Source organism: Enterobacter cloacae complex sp. ECL414, from assembly GCF_021869685.1.
Taxonomy (GTDB): Bacteria; Pseudomonadota; Gammaproteobacteria; order Enterobacterales; family Enterobacteriaceae; genus Enterobacter; species Enterobacter kobei.
The window spans coordinates 4,644,472-4,667,592 of record NZ_CP091481.1; the positions used below are offsets into that span (position 1 = coordinate 4,644,472).

The following is a 23,121-nucleotide window of genomic DNA, read 5'->3' on the forward strand; positions in this document are numbered from 1 at the left end:
TCAGCCGAAATAACTCAGAAGGGTATTAATCACCGTACGCTGGTTAACTGGCGCGAGGTTGTAGAACAGTGGCAAGCGAAGCAAACGCTCACTTTCTTTTGTAGTGTAACGGTCTTCACCGGCGAACACCCCGAACGCCTCGCCTGCCGGGCTCGAATGCAGCGGAATGTAGTGGAAGACCGCCATAATTTCGGCTTCTTTCAGCCAGGCGATGAGCTGGCTGCGATCGTCGTTATCGCGAAGCTTGATGTAGAACATGTGGGCATTGTGAACGCAATCAGCCGGAATAGTTGGCAGCTCGATACGCCCGGCTTTTGCCAGCGGTTCAAGTGCATCGTAATAGGTTTGCCACAGGGACAGGCGCTGAAGGTTAATCCGCTCCGCCGCTTCCAGCTGTGCCCACAGATATGCCGCCTGCAGATCCGCCATCAGATAGCTTGAGCCGATATCGCGCCAGGTGTATTTATCCACCTGCCCGCGGAAGAACTGGCTGCGGTTGGTGCCTTTTTCACGGATCACTTCCGCACGCTCCACGAGCGCCGGGTCGTTGATCAGCGTCGCGCCACCTTCTCCACCCGCCGTATAGTTTTTCGTTTCGTGGAAGCTAAAGCAGCCAATGTGGCCGATAGTGCCCAGCGCGCGTCCCTTGTAGGTGGACATCACACCCTGAGCGGCATCTTCCACCACAAACAGGTTGTGTTTTTTGGCGATCGCCATGATGGTGTCCATTTCACAGGCTACGCCCGCGTAGTGAACCGGCACGATCGCCCGCGTTTTGTCGGTGATCGCAGCTTCAATCAGCGTCTCATCAATGTTCATGGTATCCGGGCGGATATCCACAAAGACGATTTTTGCTCCGCGCAGGACAAACGCATTTGCCGTGGAGACAAAGGTATAGCTCGGCATGATCACTTCATCGCCAGGCTGGATATCCAGCAGCAGTGCCGCCATCTCCAGCGATGCCGTACAGGACGGGGTCAGCAGCACTTTAGCGCTGCGAAAACGCTGCTCCATCCACTGCTGGCAGCGACGGGTGAAACCGCCATCACCGCAAAGTTTGCCGCTGCCCATGGCAGACTGCATATAGTCGAGTTCCGTACCGACGACGGGGGGGGCGTTAAATGGAATCATCTTGTCACCTGTATAACCAGTAGGCGGTGGCGTCGATGTTGGCACCACTCGCAATATAACGTTTAAGCGCGGCAGTGTTGCCCATTTGGGTAGCCACCCGCAGCGTCACACTCTGCTGCTGCTGCGCCCAGTGCAGCGCCGCCTGCATGAGTTTTGCCCCCATACCGCGTCCGGCTAATAAGCCAATACGCGCCTCGCGCTCGTTGAGCTTACGCAGCGAAACGAATCCCTGGATCTGACCGTCCGCGGCACGACATACCAGACAGACGTGGTCAAAGGTGCCTTTGACCGCATTCTCAATCCACTGGGCATAGAAGCGTCCGCTGTCATCAGGTGCATACCAGGGCGCACGAAAGCGGCTCTGAGCAAATGCCTTAGCCGCCATCTGGCGTAATACAGGGATATCCTGTTCCGTTGCAAGTTCCGCCCCGCACGCATCGTGTCGGGTAAGGGCAATAGACAGGTCTGCCTCACCTTCAACCAGCTGAAAACCGTGTTGCTGGAGCGCATCAAGCCAATCGGCGCGGTCCGCCGGGATCTTAGCCTGCACGCGCTGCCAGGCGCTGAAGTCAGCTTCCTGCAGAGCAGGCGCATCCTCACGCAAGCGCACTATCGCCGAGGGGCGAGCAAAAAAAGTGCTTTCCCATTCAAGGGATTCAAGCACGCCGTGGAGTTCACTCAACGCCAGACGCCTTTGGTATCAACGACATACTGTTGATGCACGGTATCACCAGACGTCGCTTTAAATTCTTTATGATCCACCAGCAGCACCAGCACATCCGCCGTTGCCAGCGCGTCATCAAGGGTGGTCAACGTGCAGTGCCCCGCCAGTTTAGCCGGCAGTTCATGGATATTCGGCTCAACCACCAGCGTATCGCCCTTGTGCCACCCGGCGATCATCTCGGCAATTTCCATTGCCGGGCTTTCGCGCAAATCGTCAATATTGGGTTTAAACGCCAGGCCAAAGCAGGCGATTTTCAGCTCGCTGGCACGCTTGCCGCTCTCTGCCAGACAATCGGCTACTGTGGCTTTGACCTGGTTGAGCACCCAGTGAGGTTTGCTGTCGTTCACTTCGCGCGCGGTACGGATCAGACGCGCCTGCGCCGGATTCTGCGCCACGATAAACCACGGATCGACGGCGATACAGTGTCCACCCACACCCGGGCCCGGCTGAAGAATGTTCACGCGCGGATGGCGATTCGCCAGGCGAATCAATTCCCAGACGTTAATCCCCTGATCGGCGCAGATCAGCGACAGCTCATTCGCAAAGGCGATATTCACGTCACGGAAGCTGTTTTCCGTCAGCTTGCACATTTCAGCGGTGCGGGAGTTGGTGACTACGCATTCGCCTTCGAGGAAAATTTTGTACAGGGTGCTGGCACGTTCCGAGCAGACGGGGGTCATACCGCCAATAACGCGATCGTTTTTAATCAGCTCAACCATGACCTGGCCCGGCAGCACTCGCTCCGGACAGTAGGCGATGTTGATATCCGCCTGCTCTCCCGCCTGTTGCGGGAAGCTTAAATCGGGACGCGCGTCGGCCAGCCACTGCGCCATCTGCTCGGTGGCGCCCACTGGCGAGGTCGATTCCAGGATCACCAGCGCCCCTTTCTTCAGCACAGGGGCAATGGATTTCGCTGCCGCCTCGACGTAGATCATATCGGGCTCGTGCTCGCCTTTAAAAGGCGTCGGGACGGCGATCAGGTACGCATCCGCTTCCACTGGCGTCGTGCTGGCACGCAGGAAGCCGCCGTCAACGGCCTCTTTCACCACGCGGTCCAGATCGGGCTCAACAATATGAATTTCGCCGCGGTTAATGGTTTCCACCGCCCGGGCATTGATATCCACACCGACAACCTGTTTCTGACGAGAGGCAAACGCCGCCGCGGTGGGCAGGCCAATGTAGCCAAGACCAATGACAGAGATGGTAGTAAAACTCATAGCGATACCCGATTGTGTTTAAGTGCATGCAAAATACGACCACAAGCCTGGCCATCTCCGTACGGATTATGGGCCCGGCTCATTGTCTGATATGCGTCATCATCATGCAGAAGTCGCGTCACCTCTTCGACGATGAGCTGCGCGTCAGTACCGACCAGACGCACGGTACCCGCTTTAACCGCTTCCGGGCGTTCAGTCGTTTCACGCATCACCAGCACCGGCTTGCCGAGGGACGGTGCTTCCTCCTGAATGCCGCCGGAATCGGTGAGGATCAGCCAGGCATGGTTCATCAGCCAGACAAACGGCAGGTAGTCCTGCGGTTCAATCAGCAGGACGTTTTCAACATGGCCAAGGATGCGGTTGACCGGCTCGCTGACGTTAGGATTGAGGTGGACCGGATAGACAATCTGTACATCGACGTTCTGCGCCGCAATTTCAGCCAGCGCGTGACAGATTTGCTCAAAACCCCGGCCGAAGCTTTCGCGACGATGGCCTGTGACCAGAATGGTTTTTTTGCCGTTATTCAGGAATGGATAGCGGGCAGCGAGCGCTTTCTGCAGATCGCTGTTTGCCAGGACGCGATCGCGTACCCAAATCAACGCATCGATGACCGTATTGCCGGTCACAAAAATTTTGTTGTCGGCGATATTTTCGCGCAGCAGGTTCTGACGCGAATTCTCGGTAGGGGCAAAATGGTACATCGCCAGATGGCCGGTAAGCGTACGGTTGGCCTCTTCTGGCCACGGCGAATAAAGGTTGCCGGTACGCAGGCCCGCCTCAACATGGCCGACGGGAATACGCTGGTAAAAAGCGGCCAGGCTTGTTGCCATCGTCGTCGTGGTATCGCCATGTACCAGAACAACGTCGGGCTGGAATGACTCCAGGATCGGTTTAAGCTCTTGCAGAATACGGCAGGTAATTTCCGTCAATCCTTGTCCCGGTTTCATAATATTGAGATCGTAATCCGGGACAATGGAAAAGAGCGTTAAGACCTGGTCGAGCATCTCACGGTGCTGGGCCGTGACGCAGACTTTCGCTTCAATATCAGGATCGCTGGCCAGCGCATGAACCAGAGGTGCCATCTTAATGGCCTCCGGCCTGGTGCCAAATACGGTAAGTACTTTCACATCGATTCTCTTCGATTAGGCGATGAAGGCCATAGCCTTCATCGTAGACGGCGTTCTTAGTTTGTGCGACGACGCATTAACGCCACGCCAGCGCCCGTCAGTGCGCCCACAATCCCCCACATGATCATCAGGAATGCACGACGCGGACTATCGCGTTTTACAGGTTCTTCAGGCGTTCTTAAATAACGATAGGTCTGAAAACGTGGGTCCATCGTGGGACCGACATTAAGCGTGTTCAGCATCGCGCGATTTTGATCGTAGTCGAGGTCAAAATCAGGGCCAACGGCCTGCAGATTTTCCAGACGCGACTGCAGCATTGGGCGACCAAGCAGGAACATTTCAGAGTCAGGCAGTTCATCTGCCGGGACATCCGTCTCAGAGCGGGAAATATTGTGCTGCTCCGCAATTTTCAACGCCTGTTCAATGTTATGTATGCGGCGAGCGAAAATGGCATTTGCCACTTCCTCCTGGCGTTTAACCTGCGCCTTCATCTGGATTGTGCGGGCCGCCCATGCGCCTTTCAGCTCTTCATTAAGATGGCTTGCGGCACGCTGGCTGGCAAACGCGACGTACTGACGCAACAGATTGTTGGCGTCCGGCGCGGTTTCTGCAATCAGCTTGACGCTGTCGTTGACGTTACGTAGCGCATCACCCGGCATAAATTGAATATTGTTAATCAGATCGTCCAGCAGCGCGGCATCGGCTTTGGTGTTATCAACCCGACGCTGCTTGTAGTAATCCGTCTGGGACCAGAAATCGCGGCGTGTATCCCACGAGGCCAGTTGCATCACAAACTCTTTATAGGCTTCATCCATAACGGAAGCCTGGTCCGGCGTCGCGAGACTGGCTTTAATATCAAGGTTTCGCAGGAATTGCTGCTGGGAATAGTACCCCCCGAGCATGTTAACCGTTGGTCTGTCTGTGATTGCCGTGGCGCTCCACTCCTGTTTTGCAAAGAATGTGTAGGCCAGCGCCAACAGTGCAAACCCCAGCGCGATCCCCGCAATCCAAAGTTTGCCTGCCCATAACACGCGAAACAAACCCCGAATATCCAGTTCATTCTCAGTTACCACTGATTTCGCTCCCGCCAACGGTTGAGTCATCATAGTCCCGGTTTTACTTAGTTAATGTTGTGTTTTTGCCACTGTTACGACGCATCCTGCGCTTAAGACGTTTAATGAATCGCGCGACTTTCCATGCGCGCTTAATGCAGTAGCCGTACAGGAAGAATGCTAGCAAGAATAATACCAACATTACCCATTCAGGAATGAAATGAGCGTATTCCGCTGCCACCCCGATGGCAGCGAGAATAGCGGCCGCCAGAGTGATTAAAACGAATGCCTGACGAGAGGTAAAACCGGCACGCATAATAAGGTGATGAATATGCTGTCGGTCTGGTGAGAACGGACTCATCCCTTTACGCAGACGGCGATACATAATCGCCACCATATCCATTAATGGGATAGCAATAATCCACAGCGCAGTTACCGGGCTTATAGGATGAGTTTTCCCCTGCGTGGTTTCAAGCAGGATCCAGATAACGGTAAAACCGATCAGCGTACTGCCCGCGTCACCCATAAAGACTTTGTAGCGACGCCCCAGCGCACCGAGGTTTAAGAGGATATAAGGCAGGATGGCGGCGATCATGGCAAAACACCACATCGACAGGCTGTACTGGCCATCAAACCACAGAATGATACCGATAGCGGCAAATGATACTGACGACAAGCCACCCAGCAAACCGTCGATACCATCCACCATGTTGAAAGCATTGATTGCTGCCCAGACGGCAAAGAGCGTCAGGAAGAAACCAAATGGCCCAAGTACCAACTCCCAGGGACCAAACACATAGCCGAGGCTTCGTAAATACAGTCCACCCACCACCATCATAATCACGCCGATAGCCGCCTGAACGGTAGCTCGAATTTTGACGGCGATATCGAATCGGTCGTCTAACGCACCGACTAAAACTAAGACACCAGCACAGGCAAGGTAGAGCGCTGCGTGTGGAATATAATAATCGGCAATGCCAAACGTGAAGCAAATCCCTGCGTAAACAGAGATACCCCCAACCAGCGGAATAAGTCCCTGATGACGTTTACGAAAATTGGGCTTATCCACCAACCCTATTCGTTTTGCCACCTTGCGCGCGATGAACAAAAAACAGGTTGTGAATAAAAAAATACTGATCAGCTCAGTAACGGCAGTGAGTAGATTCACAATGGATTGCTCTCAACAAATGTTAGTCCCGGAAGTATAACCATGAAGCCACTCCCTCAGAAGTAATAAAGCTGGCTTCTTACAACTCCCTTTGTATATTTTTCAATCAATTATTTCTTTGACTGTGCAAACGTTCTTATTGTCGCACTGACCGGTCAAAATTGGGAGTAGATGGTACTAGCGTATAATCCATAAAAGAAAAACGCCACGTAAAAACGTGGCGTTTACTGGCTTTATTTACGTTACGAGCGCTTCATCATATCGAAGAAGTCGTCGTTTGTTTTGGTCATCGCCAGTTTGTTAATGAGGAATTCCATTGCGTCGATTTCACCCATTGGATGGATGATTTTGCGCAGGATCCACATTTTCTGCAGCTCTTCCTGGGTAGTGAGCAGCTCTTCTTTACGGGTACCGGAACGGTTGTAGTCGATTGCCGGGAAGACGCGTTTTTCAGCGATCTTACGAGAAAGGTGCAGTTCCATGTTACCTGTACCTTTAAATTCTTCGTAAATCACTTCGTCCATTTTGGAGCCGGTATCGATCAGCGCCGTTGCGATGATGGTCAGGCTACCACCCTCTTCCACGTTACGTGCCGCACCGAAGAAGCGTTTCGGACGGTGCAGGGCGTTGGCGTCCACACCACCGGTCAGTACTTTACCGGAAGCCGGAACCACGGTGTTGTAAGCACGTGCCAGACGGGTAATGGAGTCGAGCAGGATGATCACGTCTTTCTTGTGCTCAACCAGGCGTTTCGCCTTCTCGATAACCATTTCCGCGACCTGAACGTGACGAGAGGCGGGTTCGTCAAAGGTAGAAGCAACCACTTCACCTTTAACCAGACGCTGCATCTCGGTCACTTCTTCCGGACGTTCGTCAATCAGCAGTACCATTAGCACGCAGTCTGGGTGGTTATAGGCGATGCTCTGCGCGATATTCTGCAGCAGCATCGTTTTACCCGCTTTTGGCGGTGCCACAATCAGACCACGTTGGCCGCGACCAATTGGCGATGCCAGATCCAGAACACGCGCGGTTAAGTCTTCCGTTGAACCATTACCACGCTCCATGCGCAGGCGAGAGTTCGCGTGCAGAGGCGTTAAGTTCTCAAAGAGGATCTTGTTACGTGAGTTTTCTGGCTTGTCAAAGTTAACTTCATTGACTTTCAACAGCGCAAAGTAGCGTTCACCCTCTTTAGGAGGACGAATCTTACCTGAAATGGTGTCACCAGTGCGGAGGTTGAAACGGCGGATTTGGCTGGGGGATACGTAGATGTCGTCGGGGCCGGCGAGGTAGGAGCTGTCTGCAGAGCGGAGGAAACCAAATCCGTCTTGCAATATCTCCAACACACCGTCGCCAAAGATATCTTCGCCACTCTTAGCATGCTGCTTCAGGATGGCGAAAATGATGTCCTGCTTGCGCATACGAGCCTGGTTTTCCAGCCCCATATTTTCGCCGAGAGTGATCAGCTCAGAAACCGGCGTATTCTTTAATTCGGTAAGATTCATAATGGTGTGGGTTCTTAAACTCGGGGTGATTCTCGAACTTAATGTTGTGAATGGTATGGCAGGGTCATCCATGCCTGTTTAGCGGCCATCATCTCATGTCTGTTCGCTGTCTGGTCACAGGGAAAGAACGCAGAACTGAAACGACAAGACGGATTGAGTGACAAGCCCGGAATTTAGCCACTTCACGCACTGTTGATGTCAACAAGGGGAAGTATCGGGTAAAACAAGATTCAAACAACAGATATGTTTAAAACGAAGTCATAGCTAACTTAGCACGACTTAAGCCGGGCGTCCAGAGTTCCACATCATTTAGCCGGGTGCTCTGGACGCACAGCGGAGAAACCTTACGCCAGGTTAGCGTCCAGGAACTCTTTCAGTTGACCTTTGGACAGCGCGCCCACTTTGGTCGCCGCCACTTCGCCGTTTTTGAACAGCAGCAGGGTCGGGATGCCACGGATACCGTATTTTGGTGCGGTGCCCGGGTTCTGGTCGATGTTCAGTTTAGCAACGGTCAGTTTGCCCTGATATTCGTCAGCGATTTCATCCAGAATCGGAGCGATCATTTTGCAAGGACCACACCATTCAGCCCAGAAATCGACGAGGATCAGCCCGTCAGCCTTAAGTACGTCCGTGTCAAAACTATCGTCAGTCAGGTGAATAATTTTATCGCTCATATATAACTCCACAGGAATAAGCCTGGTACGTTGGTTTTGTCTACACCAACGACGTGTTGATGTCGCATTAACCAACTAAAGGTTGACTTTATTTCACCGGATACGCTTTCGTAAAGCAATAGTAAGCTGATATTCTACCACACTATGAGCAAAACACATTTAACAGAACAGAAGTTTTCCGACTTCGCCCTGCACCCAAAAGTGATTGAAGCCCTTGAAACTAAAGGGTTTCATAACTGCACGCCCATTCAGGCTCTCGCACTGCCGCTGACGCTGGCCGGTCGCGATGTTGCAGGGCAGGCGCAAACCGGTACCGGCAAAACGATGGCGTTTTTAACGTCAACGTTTCATTATTTACTTTCTCACCCAGCGATTGCAGACCGCAAAGTTAACCAGCCGCGCGCGCTCATTATGGCCCCGACGCGAGAACTGGCGGTACAGATCCACGCAGACGCTGAACCCCTGGCACAGGCTACCGGTCTGAAGCTTGGCCTGGCCTATGGCGGTGACGGCTACGATAAGCAGCTGAAAGTGCTGGAAAGCGGCGTGGATATCCTGATTGGTACCACTGGCCGTCTTATCGACTACGCCAAACAGAACCACATCAACCTCGGCGCAATCCAGGTTGTGGTGCTTGATGAAGCCGACCGTATGTACGATCTGGGCTTCATTAAAGATATCCGCTGGCTGTTCCGCCGCATGCCGCCGGCCAATCAGCGTCTGAACATGCTGTTCTCTGCCACCCTCTCTTACCGTGTGCGTGAACTGGCGTTTGAACAGATGAACAACGCCGAATACGTGGAAGTCGAGCCTGAGCAGAAAACAGGTCATCGCATTAAAGAAGAGCTCTTCTATCCTTCTAATGAAGAGAAAATGCGTCTGCTGCAAACGCTGATCGAAGAAGAGTGGCCGGACCGCGCCATTATCTTCGCAAACACCAAACACCGCTGTGAAGACATCTGGGGCCATCTGGCTGCAGACGGTCACCGTGTGGGCCTGCTCACTGGCGACGTTGCACAGAAAAAACGCCTGCGTATCCTCGACGAATTTACCCGTGGCGATCTCGATATTCTGGTCGCAACCGACGTGGCAGCGCGTGGCTTGCACATTCCTGCCGTTACGCACGTCTTTAACTATGATCTGCCGGATGACTGCGAAGACTATGTACACCGTATCGGTCGTACCGGTCGCGCGGGTGCGAGCGGCCACTCAATCAGCCTTGCGTGTGAAGAGTATGCGCTGAATCTTCCAGCCATTGAGACGTACATCGGTCACTCGATTCCGCAGAGCAAATACAATCCGGAAGCGCTGTTAAGCGAACTGCCGCCGCCTAAGCGTCTTACACGCCCACGCTCCGGCAATGGCCCGCGTCGTTCAGGCGCGCCGCGTAATCGTCGTCGTTCAGGTTAAGAAAATATGCTCAGCTCCACCTCGCTTTATGCAGCAATCGATCTCGGTTCGAATAGTTTTCATATGCTGGTTGTACGCGAGGTGGCAGGGAGCATACAAACGCTGACGCGCATTAAGCGCAAGGTCCGCCTCGCGGCGGGCCTGAGCAGCGATAATGTTCTCTCTCCCGAAGCCATGGAACGTGGCTGGCAGTGTCTGCGGCTCTTTGCAGAGCGTCTGCAGGATATCCCGCATGCCCAAATCACCGTGGTCGCCACCGCGACGCTCCGCCTGGCGGTTAACGCCGTGGATTTTATTGCCAAAGCGCAGGAAATCCTGGGGTGCCCGGTTCAGGTAATCAGCGGCGAAGAAGAAGCTCGCCTGATCTATCAGGGAGTTGCGCATACGACAGGCGGGGACGATCGCCGTCTGGTGGTAGATATCGGCGGTGCCAGTACCGAGCTTGTGACCGGTACCGGCGCGCAGGCGACCTCGCTGTTCAGCCTGTCGATGGGCTGCGTAACCTGGCTTGAGCGTTACTTCGCTGACCGCAATCTGGGTAAAGAGAATTTCGACGAGGCAGAAAATGCCGCGCGCGAAGTGTTACGTCCGGTGATGGACGAACTGCGCTACCACGGCTGGAAAGTGTGTGTCGGTGCGTCAGGTACCGTTCAGGCCCTGCAGGAAATCATGATGGCGCAGGGAATGGACGAGCGCATTACGCTTGCCAAGCTTCAGCAGCTTAAACAGCGCGCTATTCAGTGCGGACGCCTGGAAGAGCTGGAAATTGAAGGCCTGACGCTGGAACGTGCCCTGGTCTTCCCGAGCGGGCTCGCCATTCTGATCGCCATTTTCACCGAGCTGAACATCCAGTGTATGACCCTTGCCGGCGGCGCGCTGCGCGAAGGTCTGGTCTACGGGATGCTGCATCTTTCAGTGGATCAGGACATCCGCAACCGTACTTTGCGCAACGTGCAGCGTCGTTTTCTGGTTGATATCGATCAGGCTGGCCGCGTATCGCAGCTGGCCTCTCGCTTTGCCGATCAGGTCGCTAACGTCTGGGATCTTGACCCTCTGAGCCGCGATTTATTGCTGAGCGCTTGTGCTCTGCATGAAGTGGGGCTGAGCATCGACTTTAAGCAGGCCCCGGCTCATGCAGCCTATCTTGTGCGTAACCTTGACTTACCGGGCTACACGCCCGCACAGAAAAAGCTGCTGGCAACGCTGCTGCTGAACCAGACCAACGCCGTTGATCTCTCCTCTCTTCATCAGCAAAACGCTGTACCGCCGCGCGTGGCCGAGCATCTGTGCCGCCTGCTGCGTCTGGCAATTCTGTTTGCCAGCCGTCGTCGTGATGATTTGCTGCCTGCGATTAATCTGGTGGCCGATGATGAGAAGCTGACGCTGACGCTGCCGGAAAACTGGATTGACCATCACCCGCTCGGCGCAGAGATGATCGAGCAGGAGTGCCAGTGGCAAAGCTATGTGCACTGGGCACTGGAAGTAAAATAAGAGAGTAGAATATGCCGGGTGGCGCTGCGCTTACCCGGCCTGCAAGCCCTTCAAACTCATCCCTTCTCTTTGGCTTTTGCCAGCATGGCGCGAATGTTTGCCACGTTCGCCTGGCCTTTGTGCATCCGCTCTTCAGCGGTAATCACCTTGCGCTCTTGTTCCCAAATCAGGTCGTCCTGCGGCAGTTCCAGCAGAAAACGGCTTGGCTCCGGGCGGACAAGCTCACCATACTGGCGGCGCTCTTTACACAGCGTGAACGTCAGCTCTTTCTGCGCACGGGTGATCCCCACATAGGCCAGACGCCGCTCCTCGTCGACGTTGTCTTCATCAATACTGCTCTGATGGGGCAACAACCCCTCTTCCATGCCGACCAGATACACATACGGAAACTCCAGCCCTTTTGACGCATGCAGCGTCATCAGCTGAACCTGATCGGCCTCTTCTTCGCTCTCGCCGCGCTCCATCATGTCGCGCAGGGTAAAGCGGGTGACCACCTGGGTCAGGGTCATCGGCTCATCGATTTCCGAGCCTTCCAGCATTTCGGTCATCCAGCTGAAGAGCTGATTAACGTTTTTCATGCGCATCTCAGCCGCTTTCGGGCTGGCGGAGGTTTCGTACAGCCAGGATTCGTAATCAATACCGTGAATCAGATCGCGCACCGCTGCCACCGGCTCGCGCTCTGCAAGACGCTGCACTTCACCAAGCCAGTGGGTGAATCGCGTTAACGAGTCGTAACCGCGCCCGGTCAGCGTCTGGCTTAGTCCCATATCGAAGCTGGCCGTAAACAGGCTTTTATTGCGGGTCATCGCCCATTCACCCAGCTTTTGCAGCGTCGCCGGACCGATTTCGCGCTTCGGCGTATTCACGATGCGCAGAAACGCGCTGTCGTCATCCGGGTTAGTGAGCACACGCAGATAGGCCAGCAGATCTTTAATTTCAGGCCGTGAGAAGAACGAGGTGCCGCCCGAGATTTTGTACGGTATGCGGTTCTGCATCAGCATCTTTTCAAAGACGCGCGACTGGTGATTACCGCGATAAAGGATCGCGTAATCTTTATATTCGGTTTTGTTGACGAAGTGGTGGGCAATCAGTTCGCCCGTCACGCGCTCCGCTTCATGTTCTTCATTGTTGGCGCTGAGCACTTTCAGCTCCGTGCCATAGCCCAGCTCGGAGAACAGGCGCTTCTCAAATACGTGCGGGTTATTGGCAATCAGGATGTTTGCCGCCTTCAGGATCCGCCCGGAGGAGCGGTAGTTTTGCTCCAGCTTAATCACCTGCAGCGCGGGGAAGTCTTTACTCAGCAGCACCAGGTTTTGCGGACGCGCGCCGCGCCAGGAGTAGATCGACTGGTCGTCGTCGCCTACCACGGTGAAACGGGCGCGCTGGCCCACCAGCAGCTTTACCAGCTCGTACTGGCTGGTGTTGGTGTCCTGATATTCATCCACCAGCAGGTAGCGGATTTTATTCTGCCAGCGCTCGCGCACCTCTTCATTTCGCTGTAAAAGCAGCGTCGGCAGCAGGATCAGGTCGTCGAAGTCCAGCACATTACACGCTTTCATGTGCGCATCGTACAGACCATAACAGTGGGCGAAGATCCGATCCCGTTCCCCTTTGGCGATCGCCGCAGCCTGGGCCGGGGTCATTAGATCGTTTTTCCAGTTAGAGATCGTCGAGATCAGCTGCTGCAACAGCACCTTGTCATCTTCGATCAGCCCTTCAGTGAGCTCTTTGAGTAATGCCACCTGGTCGGTGTCATCGAAAAGCGAAAAGTTGGATTTCATCCCCAGCGCGGCATACTCACGTTTGATGATATCCAGCCCCAGCGTGTGGAACGTGGAGATCATCAGCCCGCGCGCCTCTTTGCGCCCCAGCGTCTGGCCGACACGTTCTTTCATTTCGCGTGCCGCTTTGTTGGTAAAAGTGACCGCCGCAATGTGACGGGCCTGATAACCACAGCCACGGATCAGGTGCGCAATCTTATTGGTGATGACGCGCGTTTTACCGGATCCTGCTCCCGCCAGCACCAGACAGGGTCCGGTGACAAATTCGACGGCTTGTTGTTGTCCGGGGTTTAGACGCATAAATGATCACTCAATGAAAGTCAGGAGGGGAGAATAACAGCGTGGTAGTATAGCGAGCCTAATCCATACCACTCAAGGCACGATCATGGCAAAAACAGCAGCAGCACTGCATATTCTTGTTAAAGAAGAGAAACTGGCTCTGGATCTTCTGGAGCAGATCAAAAACGGCGCCGACTTCGGCAAGCTGGCTAAGAAGCACTCAATTTGTCCTTCAGGCAAACGTGGCGGCGATTTAGGTGAATTCCGTCAGGGCCAGATGGTGCCGGCGTTCGATAAAGTAGTCTTCTCCTGCCCGGTGCTGGAGCCGACGGGTCCGCTGCACACGCAGTTTGGCTACCACGTCATTAAAGTGTTATATCGTAAATAAAAAGCCGGGTGGCGGCTGCGCCTTACCCGGCCTACATTTTACGTGTTTGTAGGTCGGGTAAGCGAAGCGCCACCCGACGAGGTTGTTAACCCGCTACCGCGATACGCTTCATATCGGTCATGTAGCCACGCAGTTTGTGACCCACTTTCTCGATCTGGTGGCTGCGAATCGCTTCATTCACATCGCGCAGCTGCGCGTTGTCTACCGCACCTTCCGCAATCGCTTTGCCCAGATCGCCCGGTTGCAGGGTGGTCATGAACTCTTTCAGCAGCGGTACGCAGGCGTAAGAGAACAGGTAGTTACCGTATTCAGCGGTATCAGAGATAACCACGTTCATTTCGTACAGACGCTTACGGGCGATGGTGTTCGCGATCAGCGGCAGTTCGTGCAGAGATTCGTAGTAGGCAGACTCTTCGATGATGCCTGAATCCACCATGGTTTCGAACGCCAGCTCAACACCCGCCTTCACCATGGCGATCATCAGTACGCCTTTATCGAAGTACTCCTGCTCGCCAATTTTACCTTCAAACTGTGGCGCCGTTTCGAACGCGGTTTTGCCGGTCTCTTCACGCCAGGTCAGCAGTTTCTTATCGTCGTTCGCCCAGTCCGCCATCATGCCGGAAGAGAATTCGCCGGAGATGATGTCGTCCATATGTTTCTGGAACAGCGGTGCCATGATGGTTTTCAGCTGTTCAGACAGCGCGTAAGCACGCAGTTTTGCCGGGTTGGACAGACGGTCCATCATCAGCGTAATACCGCCCTGCTTCAGCGCTTCGGTGATGGTTTCCCAGCCGAACTGGATCAGTTTTTCCGCGTAGGCCGGGTCGGTGCCTTCTTCCACCAGCTTGTCGAAGCACAGCAGAGAACCGGCCTGCAGCATACCGCACAGAATGGTCTGCTCGCCCATCAGGTCAGATTTCACTTCGGCAACGAAGGACGATTCCAGCACACCCGCACGGTGGCCGCCGGTCGCCGCTGCCCATGCTTTGGCAATCGCCATGCCTTCGCCTTTCGGATCGTTTTCCGGGTGAACCGCGATCAGGGTCGGTACGCCGAAGCCACGTTTGTACTCTTCGCGTACTTCCGTACCCGGGCACTTCGGTGCCACCATCACTACGGTGATGTCTTTGCGGATCTGCTCGCCCACTTCAACGATGTTGAAGCCGTGGGAGTAACCCAGCGCGGCACCGTCTTTCATCAGCGGCTGCACGGAACGCACCACGTCAGAGTGCTGTTTGTCCGGGGTCAGGTTAACCACCAGATCCGCCTGCGGGATCAGCTCTTCGTAGCTCCCCACTTTGAAGCCGTTTTCGGTCGCTTTGCGCCAGGAAGCACGCTTTTCAGCAATCGCTTCTTTACGCAGGGCATAAGAGATATCCAGACCGGAGTCACGCATGTTCAGGCCCTGGTTCAGACCCTGTGCGCCACAGCCGACGATGACCACTTTTTTACCCTGAAGGTAGCTCGCGCCATCGGCAAATTCATCGCGCGCCATGAAGCGGCATTTGCCCAGCTGCGCCAGCTGCTGGCGCAAGTTCAGTGTATTAAAGTAGTTAGCCATGGGTGATACCTCGTGATGTTGTGTGTCTTATTGTTCGGTTCGCGTTTCAGCGAGAATGGAACCACATTACAACAGGAAATTTATTGCGGAAATTGATATATTCACAACGTCATATTGCAATTTTTGCAATATAAAAAGAGGGAGTGGAATCGGTGGATTTACGCGATCTGAAAATGTTTCTGCATCTGGCGGAAAGCCGTCACTTTGGCCGCAGCGCACGGGCGATGCACGTCAGCCCCTCCACGCTCTCGCGCCAGATACAGCGCCTTGAGGAAGACCTCGGCCAGCCGCTGTTTGTGCGCGATAACCGCACCGTCACGCTCACGGAAGCGGGTGAAGAACTGCGCCTTTTTGCCCAGCAGACGTTGCTGCAGTATCAGCAGCTACGGCACGCCATTGACCAGCAGGGGCCGTCGCTGTCCGGCGAGCTGCATATTTTCTGCTCCGTCACTGCCGCCTACAGCCATCTGCCGCCCATTCTTGATCGCTTCCGCGCGGCACATCCATCGGTTGAAATTAAGCTGACCACGGGCGACGCCGCCGACGCGATGGAAAAAGTGGTGACGGGCGAAGCAGATCTCGCCATTGCAGGGAAACCCGAAACGCTCCCGGGTGCGGTAGCGTTTTCAATGCTCGAAAATCTGGCGGTGGTACTGATTGCCCCGGCGCTGCCCTGCCCGGTGCGAAACCAGGTATCGGTAGAAAAACCGGACTGGTCCACGGTGCCGTTTATCATGGCCGACCAGGGGCCCGTGCGCCGTCGCATTGAGCTGTGGTTCCGCCGACAAAAAATCAGTAACCCGTTGATTTACGCCACGGTCAGCGGTCATGAGGCGATGGTGTCGATGGTGGCGCTCGGCTGCGGCGTGGCGCTATTGCCGGAAGTGGTGCTGGAAAATAGCCCGGAACCGGTGCGCAATCGCGTGATGATTCTGGATCGCAGCGATGAGAAAACGCCGTTTGAGCTTGGCGTGTGCGCACAAAAAAAGCGGCTGCATGAGCCGCTTATTGATGCGTTCTGGAAGATATTGCCCAACCATTGAAGTCGGGTGGCGCTCCGCTTATCCTGCCAGGAAGAAACGGAAGGCGGGGTTGTGGGTTTCGTCGTGACACTCATAGCCCAGTTCGTTCAGCCGTGTTTCAAAATCCGGCTCGTGCTCACCCAGTTCAAACGCCGCCAGCACGCGGCCGTAGTCGGTGCCGTGGCTACGGTAATGGAACAGGGAGATGTTCCAGTGCGTGCCCAGCGTGTGCAGGAATTTGAGCAACGCGCCCGGTGATTCCGGGAATTCGAAGCTGAACAGGCGTTCCCTGAGCGGCTTCGAGGGACGCCCGCCGACCATATAGCGCACGTGTAGCTTCGCCATTTCGTCGTCTGAAAGGTCCACCACGCTGTAACCACCGTCATGCAGGAGGTTAAGGATCTCTTTACGCTCCTCGACGCCACGGCTCAGACGCACGCCGACGAAAATGCAGGCATCTTTGGCATCGGCGAAACGGTAGTTGAACTCCGTCACCGAACGACCGCCCAGCAGCTGGCAGAACTTCAGGAAGCTCCCCTTCTCTTCCGGAATAGTCACCGCCAGCAATGCTTCACGCTGTTCACCCAGCTCGCAGCGCTCGGACACGTAGCGCAGGCCGTGGAAGTTCACGTTGGCGCCGGAAAGCACGTGCGCCAGGCGCTCGCCGCGGATGTTGTGCTGCGCGATGTATTTTTTCATCCCCGCCAGGGCCAGCGCGCCGGACGGTTCCGCCACCGCACGTACATCCTCAAACAGATCTTTCATTGCCGCGCAGATAGCATCGCTATCAACCGTGACGATATCGTCGAGGTATTCCTGGCAGAGACGGAAGGTTTCATCGCCAATGCGTTTTACCGCCACGCCCTCAGCAAACAGACCAACGCGCGGCAGATCCACCGGATGCCCGGCATCCAGCGCCGCTTTCAGGCAGGCAGAGTCCTCCGCTTCAACAGCGATGACTTTGATCTGCGGCATCAGCTGTTTGATCAGCACGGCCACACCCGCCGCTAACCCGCCGCCGCCCACCGGAACGAAGACGCGGTCGAGATGGGCATCCTGCTGCAGCAGTTCAAGCGCCAGCGTGCCTTGTCCGGCAATGACCATCGGGTGATCGAACGGCGGCACCCAGGTGAAGCCCTGCTGCTGTGCCAGCTCAATGGCTTTGGCTTTGGCTTCATCAAAATTAGCGCCGTGGAGCAGCACTTCCCCGCCGAAACCGCGTACCGCGTCGACTTTGATGTCAGCGGTAGCAACCGGCATCACGATTAGCGCTTTCAACCCCAGACGAGCAGACGAGAACGCCACGCCCTGCGCATGGTTGCCCGCCGAGGCGGTAATGACGCCGCGCGCTTTTTGCTCGTCGGTCAGTCCGGCCATCATCGCGTAGGCGCCGCGCAGCTTGAAGCTGTGCACCGGCTGGCGGTCTTCGCGCTTCACCAGGATCACATTGTCGAGGCGCGAAGAGAGTTTTTCCATTTTCTGAAGCGGCGTGACCTGCACGGCTTCATAGACCGGTGCGCGTAGCACCGCTCTCAGATATTCCGCCCCCTCGGGGGCGGCGGATAAGGGTTGTGACTCGGCCATCATTAGCCCCCAAGTTTCGATTTATCGCGCACCGCGCCTTTATCTGCACTGGTGGCAAGGCTCGCGTATGCGCGCAGGGCGAAGGAGACTTCACGCTGACGATCTTTCGGCGTCCAGGCTTTATCGCCGCGCGCTTCTTGTGCCTCACGACGGGCCGCAATTTCCTGGTCGCTCAGCTTCAGTTGAATGCCGCGATTCGGGATATCGATTTCGATCAGGTCACCGTCTTCAATGATGGCGATGTTGCCGCCGCTTGCCGCTTCCGGTGAAACGTGGCCGATGGAGAGCCCGGACGTACCGCCGGAGAAACGGCCGTCGGTGATCAGCGCACAGGCTTTGCCGAGACCCATGGATTTCAGGAAGGTGGTTGGGTAGAGCATTTCCTGCATGCCCGGCCCGCCTTTCGGCCCTTCATAGCGAATAACAACCACGTCGCCTTCTACCACTTTGCCACCGAGGATGGCGTCCACCGCTTCATCCTGGCTTTCGTACACTTTCGCCGGGCCGGTGAATTTCAGGATGCTGTCGTCCACGCCTGCCGTTTTCACGATGCAGCCGTTTTCCGCAAAGTTACCGTACAGCACGGCCAGACCGCCGTCCTTGCTGTAGGCGTGCTCCAGCGAACGGATGCAGCCTTCGGCGCGATCGTCATCCAGGGAATCCCAGCGGCAATCCTGCGAGAACGCCTGCGTGGTACGGATCCCGGCGGGACCGGCGCGGAACATCGTTTTCACCGCGTCGTCTTTGGTCAGCATCACGTCGTATTGGTCCAGCGACTCCGGCAGCGTCAGGCCGAGCACGTTTTTCACGTCGCGGTTCAGCAGCCCGGCGCGATCCAGCTCGCCCAGAATACCGATTACACCACCGGCACGGTGAACATCTTCCATATGGTATTTCTGGGTGCTTGGCGCAACTTTACACAGCTGCGGCACTTTACGGGACAGCTTGTCGATATCACTCATGGTGAAGTCGATTTCGGCTTCCTGCGCGGCGGCCAGCAGGTGCAGAACGGTATTGGTGGAACCGCCCATGGCGATATCCAGCGTCATCGCATTTTCAAACGCCGCTTTGCTGGCGATGTTACGCGGCAGTGCACTCGCATCATCCTGCTCGTAGTAGCGTTTGGTGAGCTCAACGATGCGTTTACCGGCGTTGAGGAACAGCTGTTTACGATCGGCGTGGGTCGCCAGCAGCGAGCCGTTACCCGGCTGCGACAGGCCCAGCGCTTCGGTCAGACAGTTCATGGAGTTGGCGGTGAACATCCCGGAACAGGAGCCGCAGGTCGGACACGCGGAGCGTTCAACCTGGTCGCTCTGCTCGTCAGACACTTTCGGATCCGCGCCCTGGATCATCGCATCGACCAGGTCGAGCTTGATGATTTTGTCGGACAGCTTGGTTTTACCGGCTTCCATTGGGCCGCCGGAGACGAAGATCACCGGAATGTTCAGGCGCAGGGAGGCCATCAGCATCCCTGGGGTGATTTTATCGCAGTTGGAGATACAGACCATTGCATCGGCGCAGTGGGCGTTGACCATGTACTCAACCGAGTCGGCGATCAGCTCACGCGACGGCAGTGAATAGAGCATGCCCCCGTGGCCCATTGCGATACCGTCATCCACCGCGATGGTGTTGAACTCTTTCGCCACACCGCCGGAAGCTTCGATTTGCTCGGCAACCAGTTTACCGAGGTCGCGCAGATGCACATGGCCTGGCACAAACTGGGTGAAGGAGTTCACCACGGCGATAATTGGCTTGCCGAAATCGGCGTCGGTCATCCCGGTGGCGCGCCACAGTGCGCGGGCACCCGCCATGTTACGGCCGTGGGTGGTGGTGGCTGAACGATACTTAGGCATGCTTTATTTACTCCCGTCTGACTATTCAATGGGACGGTGCGTGCCGTCCCAAATTTATATTTAGTGATTAACCTGATCCAACCAGCCGTATTTATCTTCTGTTTCGCCAGTAAAGAGGCCAAAGAAGGCTTGCTGGATGCGTTTGGTGACCGGGCCACAGCGGCCTTCGCCGACCTGAATACCGTCTACGCTACGAACCGGCGTGATTTCAGCCGCCGTACCGGACATGAACACTTCATCAGCCAGATACAGGGATTCGCGGGACAGCACCTGCTCGCGCACTTCGATACCCAGGTCTTTCGCCAGCTTGATGATGGCGTCACGGGTAATACCCGGCAGCGCGGAAGATGTGAATGGCGGCGTGAACAGGATGCCATCTTTCACTTCAAACAGGTTTTCACCTGCGCCTTCCGAGATGTAGCCATTCACGTCCAGCGCGATACCTTCCTGATAGCCGTGACGGCGCGCTTCGCTACCGACCAGCAGAGAGGAAAGGTAGTTACCGCCCGCTTTAGCAGCGGTCGGGATGGTGTTTGGCGCCACGCGGTTCCAGGAAGAAACCATTGCGTCGATCCCCTGCTCCAGGGCTTCTGCTCCGAGGTAAGCCCCCCACGGGAACGCGGCAATGATCACATCGGTGTTGTAACCGGCTGGCGGGTTCACGCCCATACCGACATCACCCACGAAGACCAGTGGACGAATGTAGGCGCTGGTCAGGTTATTCTTGCGAATGACTTCGCGGCAGGCTTCCATCAGCTCATCAACGCTCTGTGAAACCGGGAAACGATAAATTTTGGCTGAATCATGCAGACGCTGCATGTGTTCGCGATGGCGGAACACCACTGGCCCTTTGTGAGAATCGTAGCAACGGATACCTTCAAAGACGGAGGTGCCGTAGTGCAGCGCGTGGGACATGACGTGGACCTTCGCGTCCTCCCAGCGAACCATCTCACCATTGAACCAAATGTAATCAGCTTTTTTTGTCGTCATTTTTTCGTCCTGTCACGCTTAAGCGCGGATTTGTTGTGATGTGGTTGTGCTCTGGCAGATGGCAACATGGGCAACGTCTACCAGTTTTGATAACTGACTAAACAGTAAGTCGACCGGCCGCGGGCTGGCAACGGTTAATTCGATACTGATGTTCTGCGCGTCGGTGGCCGTCTCCATATTCATAGAGCAAATCTGAAAACCACGATGACGGACCACACGCAAAACGCGTTCCAAGGTTTCCGGGTTGAAGCGAGCCTGCACGGCGACCTGATGTTGCATCATGATAATTTCTCCAGCATTTGTGAGTTACTGGCACCGGGCGGTACCAACGGCCAGACGTTCTCAAGCTCGTCGATTGAGACATGAAGCAGGTACGGCCCTTCGCTTGACAGCATGGTGTCGAGTGCCGCTTCAACCTGGTCTTTACGGGTGATGTGCTGGCCAGGAATGCCGAAGGCGCTGGCCAGGGTGAGGAAATCGGGGTTATCGGTCAGGGTGGTTTCGCTGTAACGCTCTTGGAAGAACAGCTGTTGCCACTGTCGAACCATCCCTAAACGCTGATTATCCAGCAACACGATTTTCAGCGGCAACTGCTTGCGCTTAACGGTGCCCAGCTCCTGAACGTTCATCATGAAGGAGCCGTCACCGGAGATACAGATAACCGTATCGTTCGGGCGAGCCACCTGCGCACCCACGGCGGCAGGCAGGCCAAAGCCCATGGTGCCTAAGCCGCTGGAGGTGATGAAGTTTTCCGGACGGGTGTAGGTCATGTGCTGGGCTGACCACATCTGGTGCTGGCCTACGTCGGTGGTGACGACGCTATCAGCCGGTTTACGGTCAGACAACTGTTTCAGCAGCAGCGGCGCGTAGATGGCATCGCCAGGATGGTCGTAACGCCAGGCGTGTTCGGCGCGCATCTCTGCGGCGTGCTGGCGCCACGCGCTAATATCCAGTGGCTGCGACAGTGCCGGTAACAGCGTATTGAGATCGCCCTGCAGCGCGACGTGCGCCTGACGCAGTTTGTTCATCTCCGCCGGGTCGATATCCATATGGATAACTTTGGCATTTGGCGCGAAGGTATTCAGTTTGCCGGTAACGCGGTCGTCAAAACGCGCACCCACGGCGATGAGCAGATCGCACTCTTGCACCGCCAGGTTTGCGGCTTTAGTGCCGTGCATCCCCAGCATGCCGAGATAGTATGGGTAGTCTGCATCAACCGCACCAAGACCTTTCAACGTGCAGGTGGCAGGCATTTGCGTTACCGCGATAAATTCACGCAGGGCAGGCACGGCCTGCGCCATGCCGACACCCCCGCCGACGTACAGCATCGGCTGTTTCGCCTGCGCCAACATCTGGCGCGCCTCTTCAACCTCTGCATGCGGGAACGCATCGTCGCTTTCCACGGTGGAGAAGTGCGGTTCCAGTTCGCCGAGTGCAACCTGGATATCTTTCGGGATATCCACCAGAACGGGGCCAGGGCGGCCCGAGCTCGCCACTTCGAACGCTTCGGCCATTACGCGCGGCAGCTCATCCAGAGACTGGACAAGGAAGCTGTGCTTGGTGCAGGCCAGCGATAAACCAAGTACGTCCACTTCCTGGAAAGCATCGGTACCGATGAACGGGGAAGCCACCTGACCGGTGATCGCCACGACGGGCACGGAATCGAGCAGCGCATCAGCCAGGCCGGTAATCAGGTTCGTTGCGCCCGGACCTGACGTTGCCATGCACACGCCAGTTTTACCCGTCGCGCGGGCATAGCCGATAGCGGCCATTGCTGCCCCCTGCTCGTGTCGGCACAAGAGATGTTCCACGCCGCCGTCATACAGTGCATCGTAAATCGGCATGATCGCGCCACCCGGATAACCGAATACGGTCTCGACTCCCTGCGCGCGCAACGCATGTACAACCCATTGTGCCCCATTCATAGTTAGTTCCCCGTCATAAATCTGGAGAAACAGAATTTTATGCTAGTCTTCATGTCCTGCTCCTCGTTTACGTTTTTTAGTCATAAAAAAACCCCCGGACCTTTCGGTGCGGGGGTCTTAGTTCGTTAAGGCTTGATTTCTAAGCCTTTCCTCGTCCAAGTGCAGCCCCGCACGGTGGGATAATAATCACCACCACGCTAATCACGACCAGGCTAATCACTCGTAGAAGGGCTGTCATTTTC

Annotated in this window: 21 protein-coding genes; 4 read left to right on the top strand and 17 right to left on the bottom strand. The window is 55.7% G+C overall.

The annotated features are described in order from the left end of the window. The 8 genes from rffA to trxA form a co-directional block, all read right to left on the bottom strand. Positions 1 to 1,131 (bottom strand): dTDP-4-amino-4,6-dideoxygalactose transaminase, encoded by a 1,131-nt coding sequence (gene rffA, locus L3068_RS22400; RefSeq protein ID WP_048995847.1) that lies wholly within the window; start codon positions 1,129 to 1,131, stop codon positions 1 to 3. A 4-nt stretch (positions 1,132 to 1,135) separates the two neighbouring features. Next, complete coding sequence (rffC, locus tag L3068_RS22405) at positions 1,136 to 1,813, bottom strand: dTDP-4-amino-4,6-dideoxy-D-galactose acyltransferase (protein WP_032635146.1); 678 nt, start codon at positions 1,811 to 1,813, stop codon at positions 1,136 to 1,138. Further along, a complete protein-coding gene (gene wecC, locus L3068_RS22410; RefSeq protein ID WP_117582161.1) occupies positions 1,810 to 3,072 on the bottom strand; it encodes a UDP-N-acetyl-D-mannosamine dehydrogenase in 1,263 nt (420 codons plus the stop codon). Before wecC ends, rffC begins: the two co-directional genes overlap by 4 nt. Next, entirely contained in the window at positions 3,069 to 4,199 is a 1,131-nt protein-coding gene (wecB, locus tag L3068_RS22415; protein ID WP_063434588.1) for a non-hydrolyzing UDP-N-acetylglucosamine 2-epimerase, read from the bottom strand. The genes wecC and wecB overlap by 4 nt, the downstream gene beginning before the upstream one ends. 56 nt (positions 4,200 to 4,255) lie before the next feature. Then, positions 4,256 to 5,302: an ECA polysaccharide chain length modulation protein gene (gene wzzE, locus L3068_RS22420; RefSeq protein ID WP_032635150.1), complete on the bottom strand. Its 1,047-nt coding sequence runs from the start codon at positions 5,300 to 5,302 to the stop codon at positions 4,256 to 4,258. Between the two features lie 13 nt (positions 5,303 to 5,315). Continuing rightward, positions 5,316 to 6,419, bottom strand: a complete 1,104-nt coding sequence (wecA, locus tag L3068_RS22425; protein ID WP_032635152.1) for a UDP-N-acetylglucosamine--undecaprenyl-phosphate N-acetylglucosaminephosphotransferase — start codon at positions 6,417 to 6,419, stop codon at positions 5,316 to 5,318. 242 nt (positions 6,420 to 6,661) lie between these two features. Beyond that, entirely contained in the window at positions 6,662 to 7,921 is a 1,260-nt protein-coding gene (rho, locus tag L3068_RS22430) for a transcription termination factor Rho (RefSeq protein ID WP_008501566.1), read from the bottom strand. A gap of 344 nt (positions 7,922 to 8,265) precedes the next feature. Then, complete coding sequence (gene trxA / locus L3068_RS22435) at positions 8,266 to 8,595, bottom strand: thioredoxin TrxA (RefSeq protein WP_006179218.1); 330 nt, start codon at positions 8,593 to 8,595, stop codon at positions 8,266 to 8,268. Between the two features lie 144 nt (positions 8,596 to 8,739). On the opposite strand from trxA, the gene rhlB reads away from it, so the two are divergent. Then, the gene (gene rhlB, locus L3068_RS22440; protein ID WP_014885670.1) at positions 8,740 to 10,005 is read left to right on the top strand and encodes an ATP-dependent RNA helicase RhlB; all 1,266 of its coding nucleotides are present in this window, start codon (positions 8,740 to 8,742) and stop codon (positions 10,003 to 10,005) included. 6 nt (positions 10,006 to 10,011) lie between these two features. Beyond that, positions 10,012 to 11,496 carry a guanosine-5'-triphosphate,3'-diphosphate diphosphatase gene (gppA, locus tag L3068_RS22445; RefSeq protein WP_023331584.1) on the top strand — a complete coding sequence of 495 codons (1,485 nt, stop codon included), beginning with the start codon at positions 10,012 to 10,014 and terminating at the stop codon, positions 11,494 to 11,496. A gap of 56 nt (positions 11,497 to 11,552) precedes the next feature. On the opposite strand, the gene rep is transcribed toward gppA, so the two are convergent. Beyond that, the gene (rep, locus tag L3068_RS22450) at positions 11,553 to 13,577 is read right to left on the bottom strand and encodes a DNA helicase Rep (RefSeq protein WP_008501569.1); all 2,025 of its coding nucleotides are present in this window, start codon (positions 13,575 to 13,577) and stop codon (positions 11,553 to 11,555) included. Positions 13,578 to 13,662: 85 nt separating this feature from the next. Between rep and ppiC the strand changes: the two genes are divergently transcribed. Further along, positions 13,663 to 13,944: a peptidylprolyl isomerase PpiC gene (gene ppiC, locus L3068_RS22455; RefSeq protein WP_008501570.1), complete on the top strand. Its 282-nt coding sequence runs from the start codon at positions 13,663 to 13,665 to the stop codon at positions 13,942 to 13,944. A gap of 85 nt (positions 13,945 to 14,029) precedes the next feature. Here ppiC and ilvC read toward each other — a convergent pair whose 3' ends face one another. Further along, entirely contained in the window at positions 14,030 to 15,505 is a 1,476-nt protein-coding gene (gene ilvC / locus L3068_RS22460) for a ketol-acid reductoisomerase (protein ID WP_023331585.1), read from the bottom strand. Between the two features lie 152 nt (positions 15,506 to 15,657). Here ilvC and ilvY point away from each other — a divergent pair, with 152 nt between their 5' ends. Next, positions 15,658 to 16,548: an HTH-type transcriptional activator IlvY gene (gene ilvY / locus L3068_RS22465; protein WP_014885674.1), complete on the top strand. Its 891-nt coding sequence runs from the start codon at positions 15,658 to 15,660 to the stop codon at positions 16,546 to 16,548. Between the two features lie 18 nt (positions 16,549 to 16,566). On the opposite strand, the gene ilvA is transcribed toward ilvY, so the two are convergent. The 7 genes from ilvA to ilvL all read right to left on the bottom strand — a co-directional run bounded on the left by ilvA (position 16,567) and on the right by ilvL (position 23,117). After that, positions 16,567 to 18,111, bottom strand: a complete 1,545-nt coding sequence (ilvA, locus tag L3068_RS22470; protein ID WP_014885675.1) for a threonine ammonia-lyase, biosynthetic — start codon at positions 18,109 to 18,111, stop codon at positions 16,567 to 16,569. A gap of 2 nt (positions 18,112 to 18,113) precedes the next feature. Further along, positions 18,114 to 19,964, bottom strand: coding sequence for a dihydroxy-acid dehydratase (gene ilvD / locus L3068_RS22475; protein ID WP_014885676.1), 1,851 nt, complete (start codon positions 19,962 to 19,964; stop codon positions 18,114 to 18,116). Positions 19,965 to 20,024: 60 nt separating this feature from the next. After that, positions 20,025 to 20,954 carry a branched-chain-amino-acid transaminase gene (gene ilvE / locus L3068_RS22480; protein WP_014885677.1) on the bottom strand — a complete coding sequence of 310 codons (930 nt, stop codon included), beginning with the start codon at positions 20,952 to 20,954 and terminating at the stop codon, positions 20,025 to 20,027. A gap of 18 nt (positions 20,955 to 20,972) precedes the next feature. Beyond that, a complete protein-coding gene (gene ilvM / locus L3068_RS22485) occupies positions 20,973 to 21,236 on the bottom strand; it encodes an acetolactate synthase 2 small subunit (RefSeq protein WP_003860184.1) in 264 nt (87 codons plus the stop codon). Beyond that, positions 21,233 to 22,879 (bottom strand): acetolactate synthase 2 catalytic subunit, encoded by a 1,647-nt coding sequence (ilvG, locus tag L3068_RS22490; protein WP_096217707.1) that lies wholly within the window; start codon positions 22,877 to 22,879, stop codon positions 21,233 to 21,235. The genes ilvM and ilvG overlap by 4 nt, the downstream gene beginning before the upstream one ends. A gap of 2 nt (positions 22,880 to 22,881) precedes the next feature. Then, entirely contained in the window at positions 22,882 to 22,932 is a 51-nt protein-coding gene (ilvX, locus tag L3068_RS25355) for a peptide IlvX (RefSeq protein WP_214602896.1), read from the bottom strand. Positions 22,933 to 23,018: 86 nt separating this feature from the next. Continuing rightward, positions 23,019 to 23,117 carry an ilv operon leader peptide gene (gene ilvL / locus L3068_RS22495; RefSeq protein WP_001311244.1) on the bottom strand — a complete coding sequence of 33 codons (99 nt, stop codon included), beginning with the start codon at positions 23,115 to 23,117 and terminating at the stop codon, positions 23,019 to 23,021. Positions 23,118 to 23,121 lie beyond the last annotated feature (4 nt).

What these genes read in the sequence shown, in the direction of transcription:
- rffA (WP_048995847.1), bottom strand. Translation starts at nt 1,131, where the DNA reads ATGATTCCATTTAACGCCCCCCCCGTCGTCGGTACGGAACTCGACTAT.
- wecC (WP_117582161.1), bottom strand. Translation starts at nt 3,072, where the DNA reads ATGAGTTTTACTACCATCTCTGTCATTGGTCTTGGCTACATTGGCCTG.
- wzzE (WP_032635150.1), bottom strand. Translation starts at nt 5,302, where the DNA reads ATGACTCAACCGTTGGCGGGAGCGAAATCAGTGGTAACTGAGAATGAA.
- rho (WP_008501566.1), bottom strand. Translation starts at nt 7,921, where the DNA reads ATGAATCTTACCGAATTAAAGAATACGCCGGTTTCTGAGCTGATCACT.
- trxA (WP_006179218.1), bottom strand. Translation starts at nt 8,595, where the DNA reads ATGAGCGATAAAATTATTCACCTGACTGACGATAGTTTTGACACGGAC.
- rhlB (WP_014885670.1), top strand. Translation starts at nt 8,740, where the DNA reads ATGAGCAAAACACATTTAACAGAACAGAAGTTTTCCGACTTCGCCCTG.
- gppA (WP_023331584.1), top strand. Translation starts at nt 10,012, where the DNA reads ATGCTCAGCTCCACCTCGCTTTATGCAGCAATCGATCTCGGTTCGAAT.
- rep (WP_008501569.1), bottom strand. Translation starts at nt 13,577, where the DNA reads ATGCGTCTAAACCCCGGACAACAACAAGCCGTCGAATTTGTCACCGGA.
- ppiC (WP_008501570.1), top strand. Translation starts at nt 13,663, where the DNA reads ATGGCAAAAACAGCAGCAGCACTGCATATTCTTGTTAAAGAAGAGAAA.
- ilvC (WP_023331585.1), bottom strand. Translation starts at nt 15,505, where the DNA reads ATGGCTAACTACTTTAATACACTGAACTTGCGCCAGCAGCTGGCGCAG.
- ilvA (WP_014885675.1), bottom strand. Translation starts at nt 18,111, where the DNA reads ATGGCCGAGTCACAACCCTTATCCGCCGCCCCCGAGGGGGCGGAATAT.
- ilvD (WP_014885676.1), bottom strand. Translation starts at nt 19,964, where the DNA reads ATGCCTAAGTATCGTTCAGCCACCACCACCCACGGCCGTAACATGGCG.
- ilvE (WP_014885677.1), bottom strand. Translation starts at nt 20,954, where the DNA reads ATGACGACAAAAAAAGCTGATTACATTTGGTTCAATGGTGAGATGGTT.
- ilvM (WP_003860184.1), bottom strand. Translation starts at nt 21,236, where the DNA reads ATGATGCAACATCAGGTCGCCGTGCAGGCTCGCTTCAACCCGGAAACC.
- ilvG (WP_096217707.1), bottom strand. Translation starts at nt 22,879, where the DNA reads ATGAATGGGGCACAATGGGTTGTACATGCGTTGCGCGCGCAGGGAGTC.
- ilvL (WP_001311244.1), bottom strand. Translation starts at nt 23,117, where the DNA reads ATGACAGCCCTTCTACGAGTGATTAGCCTGGTCGTGATTAGCGTGGTG.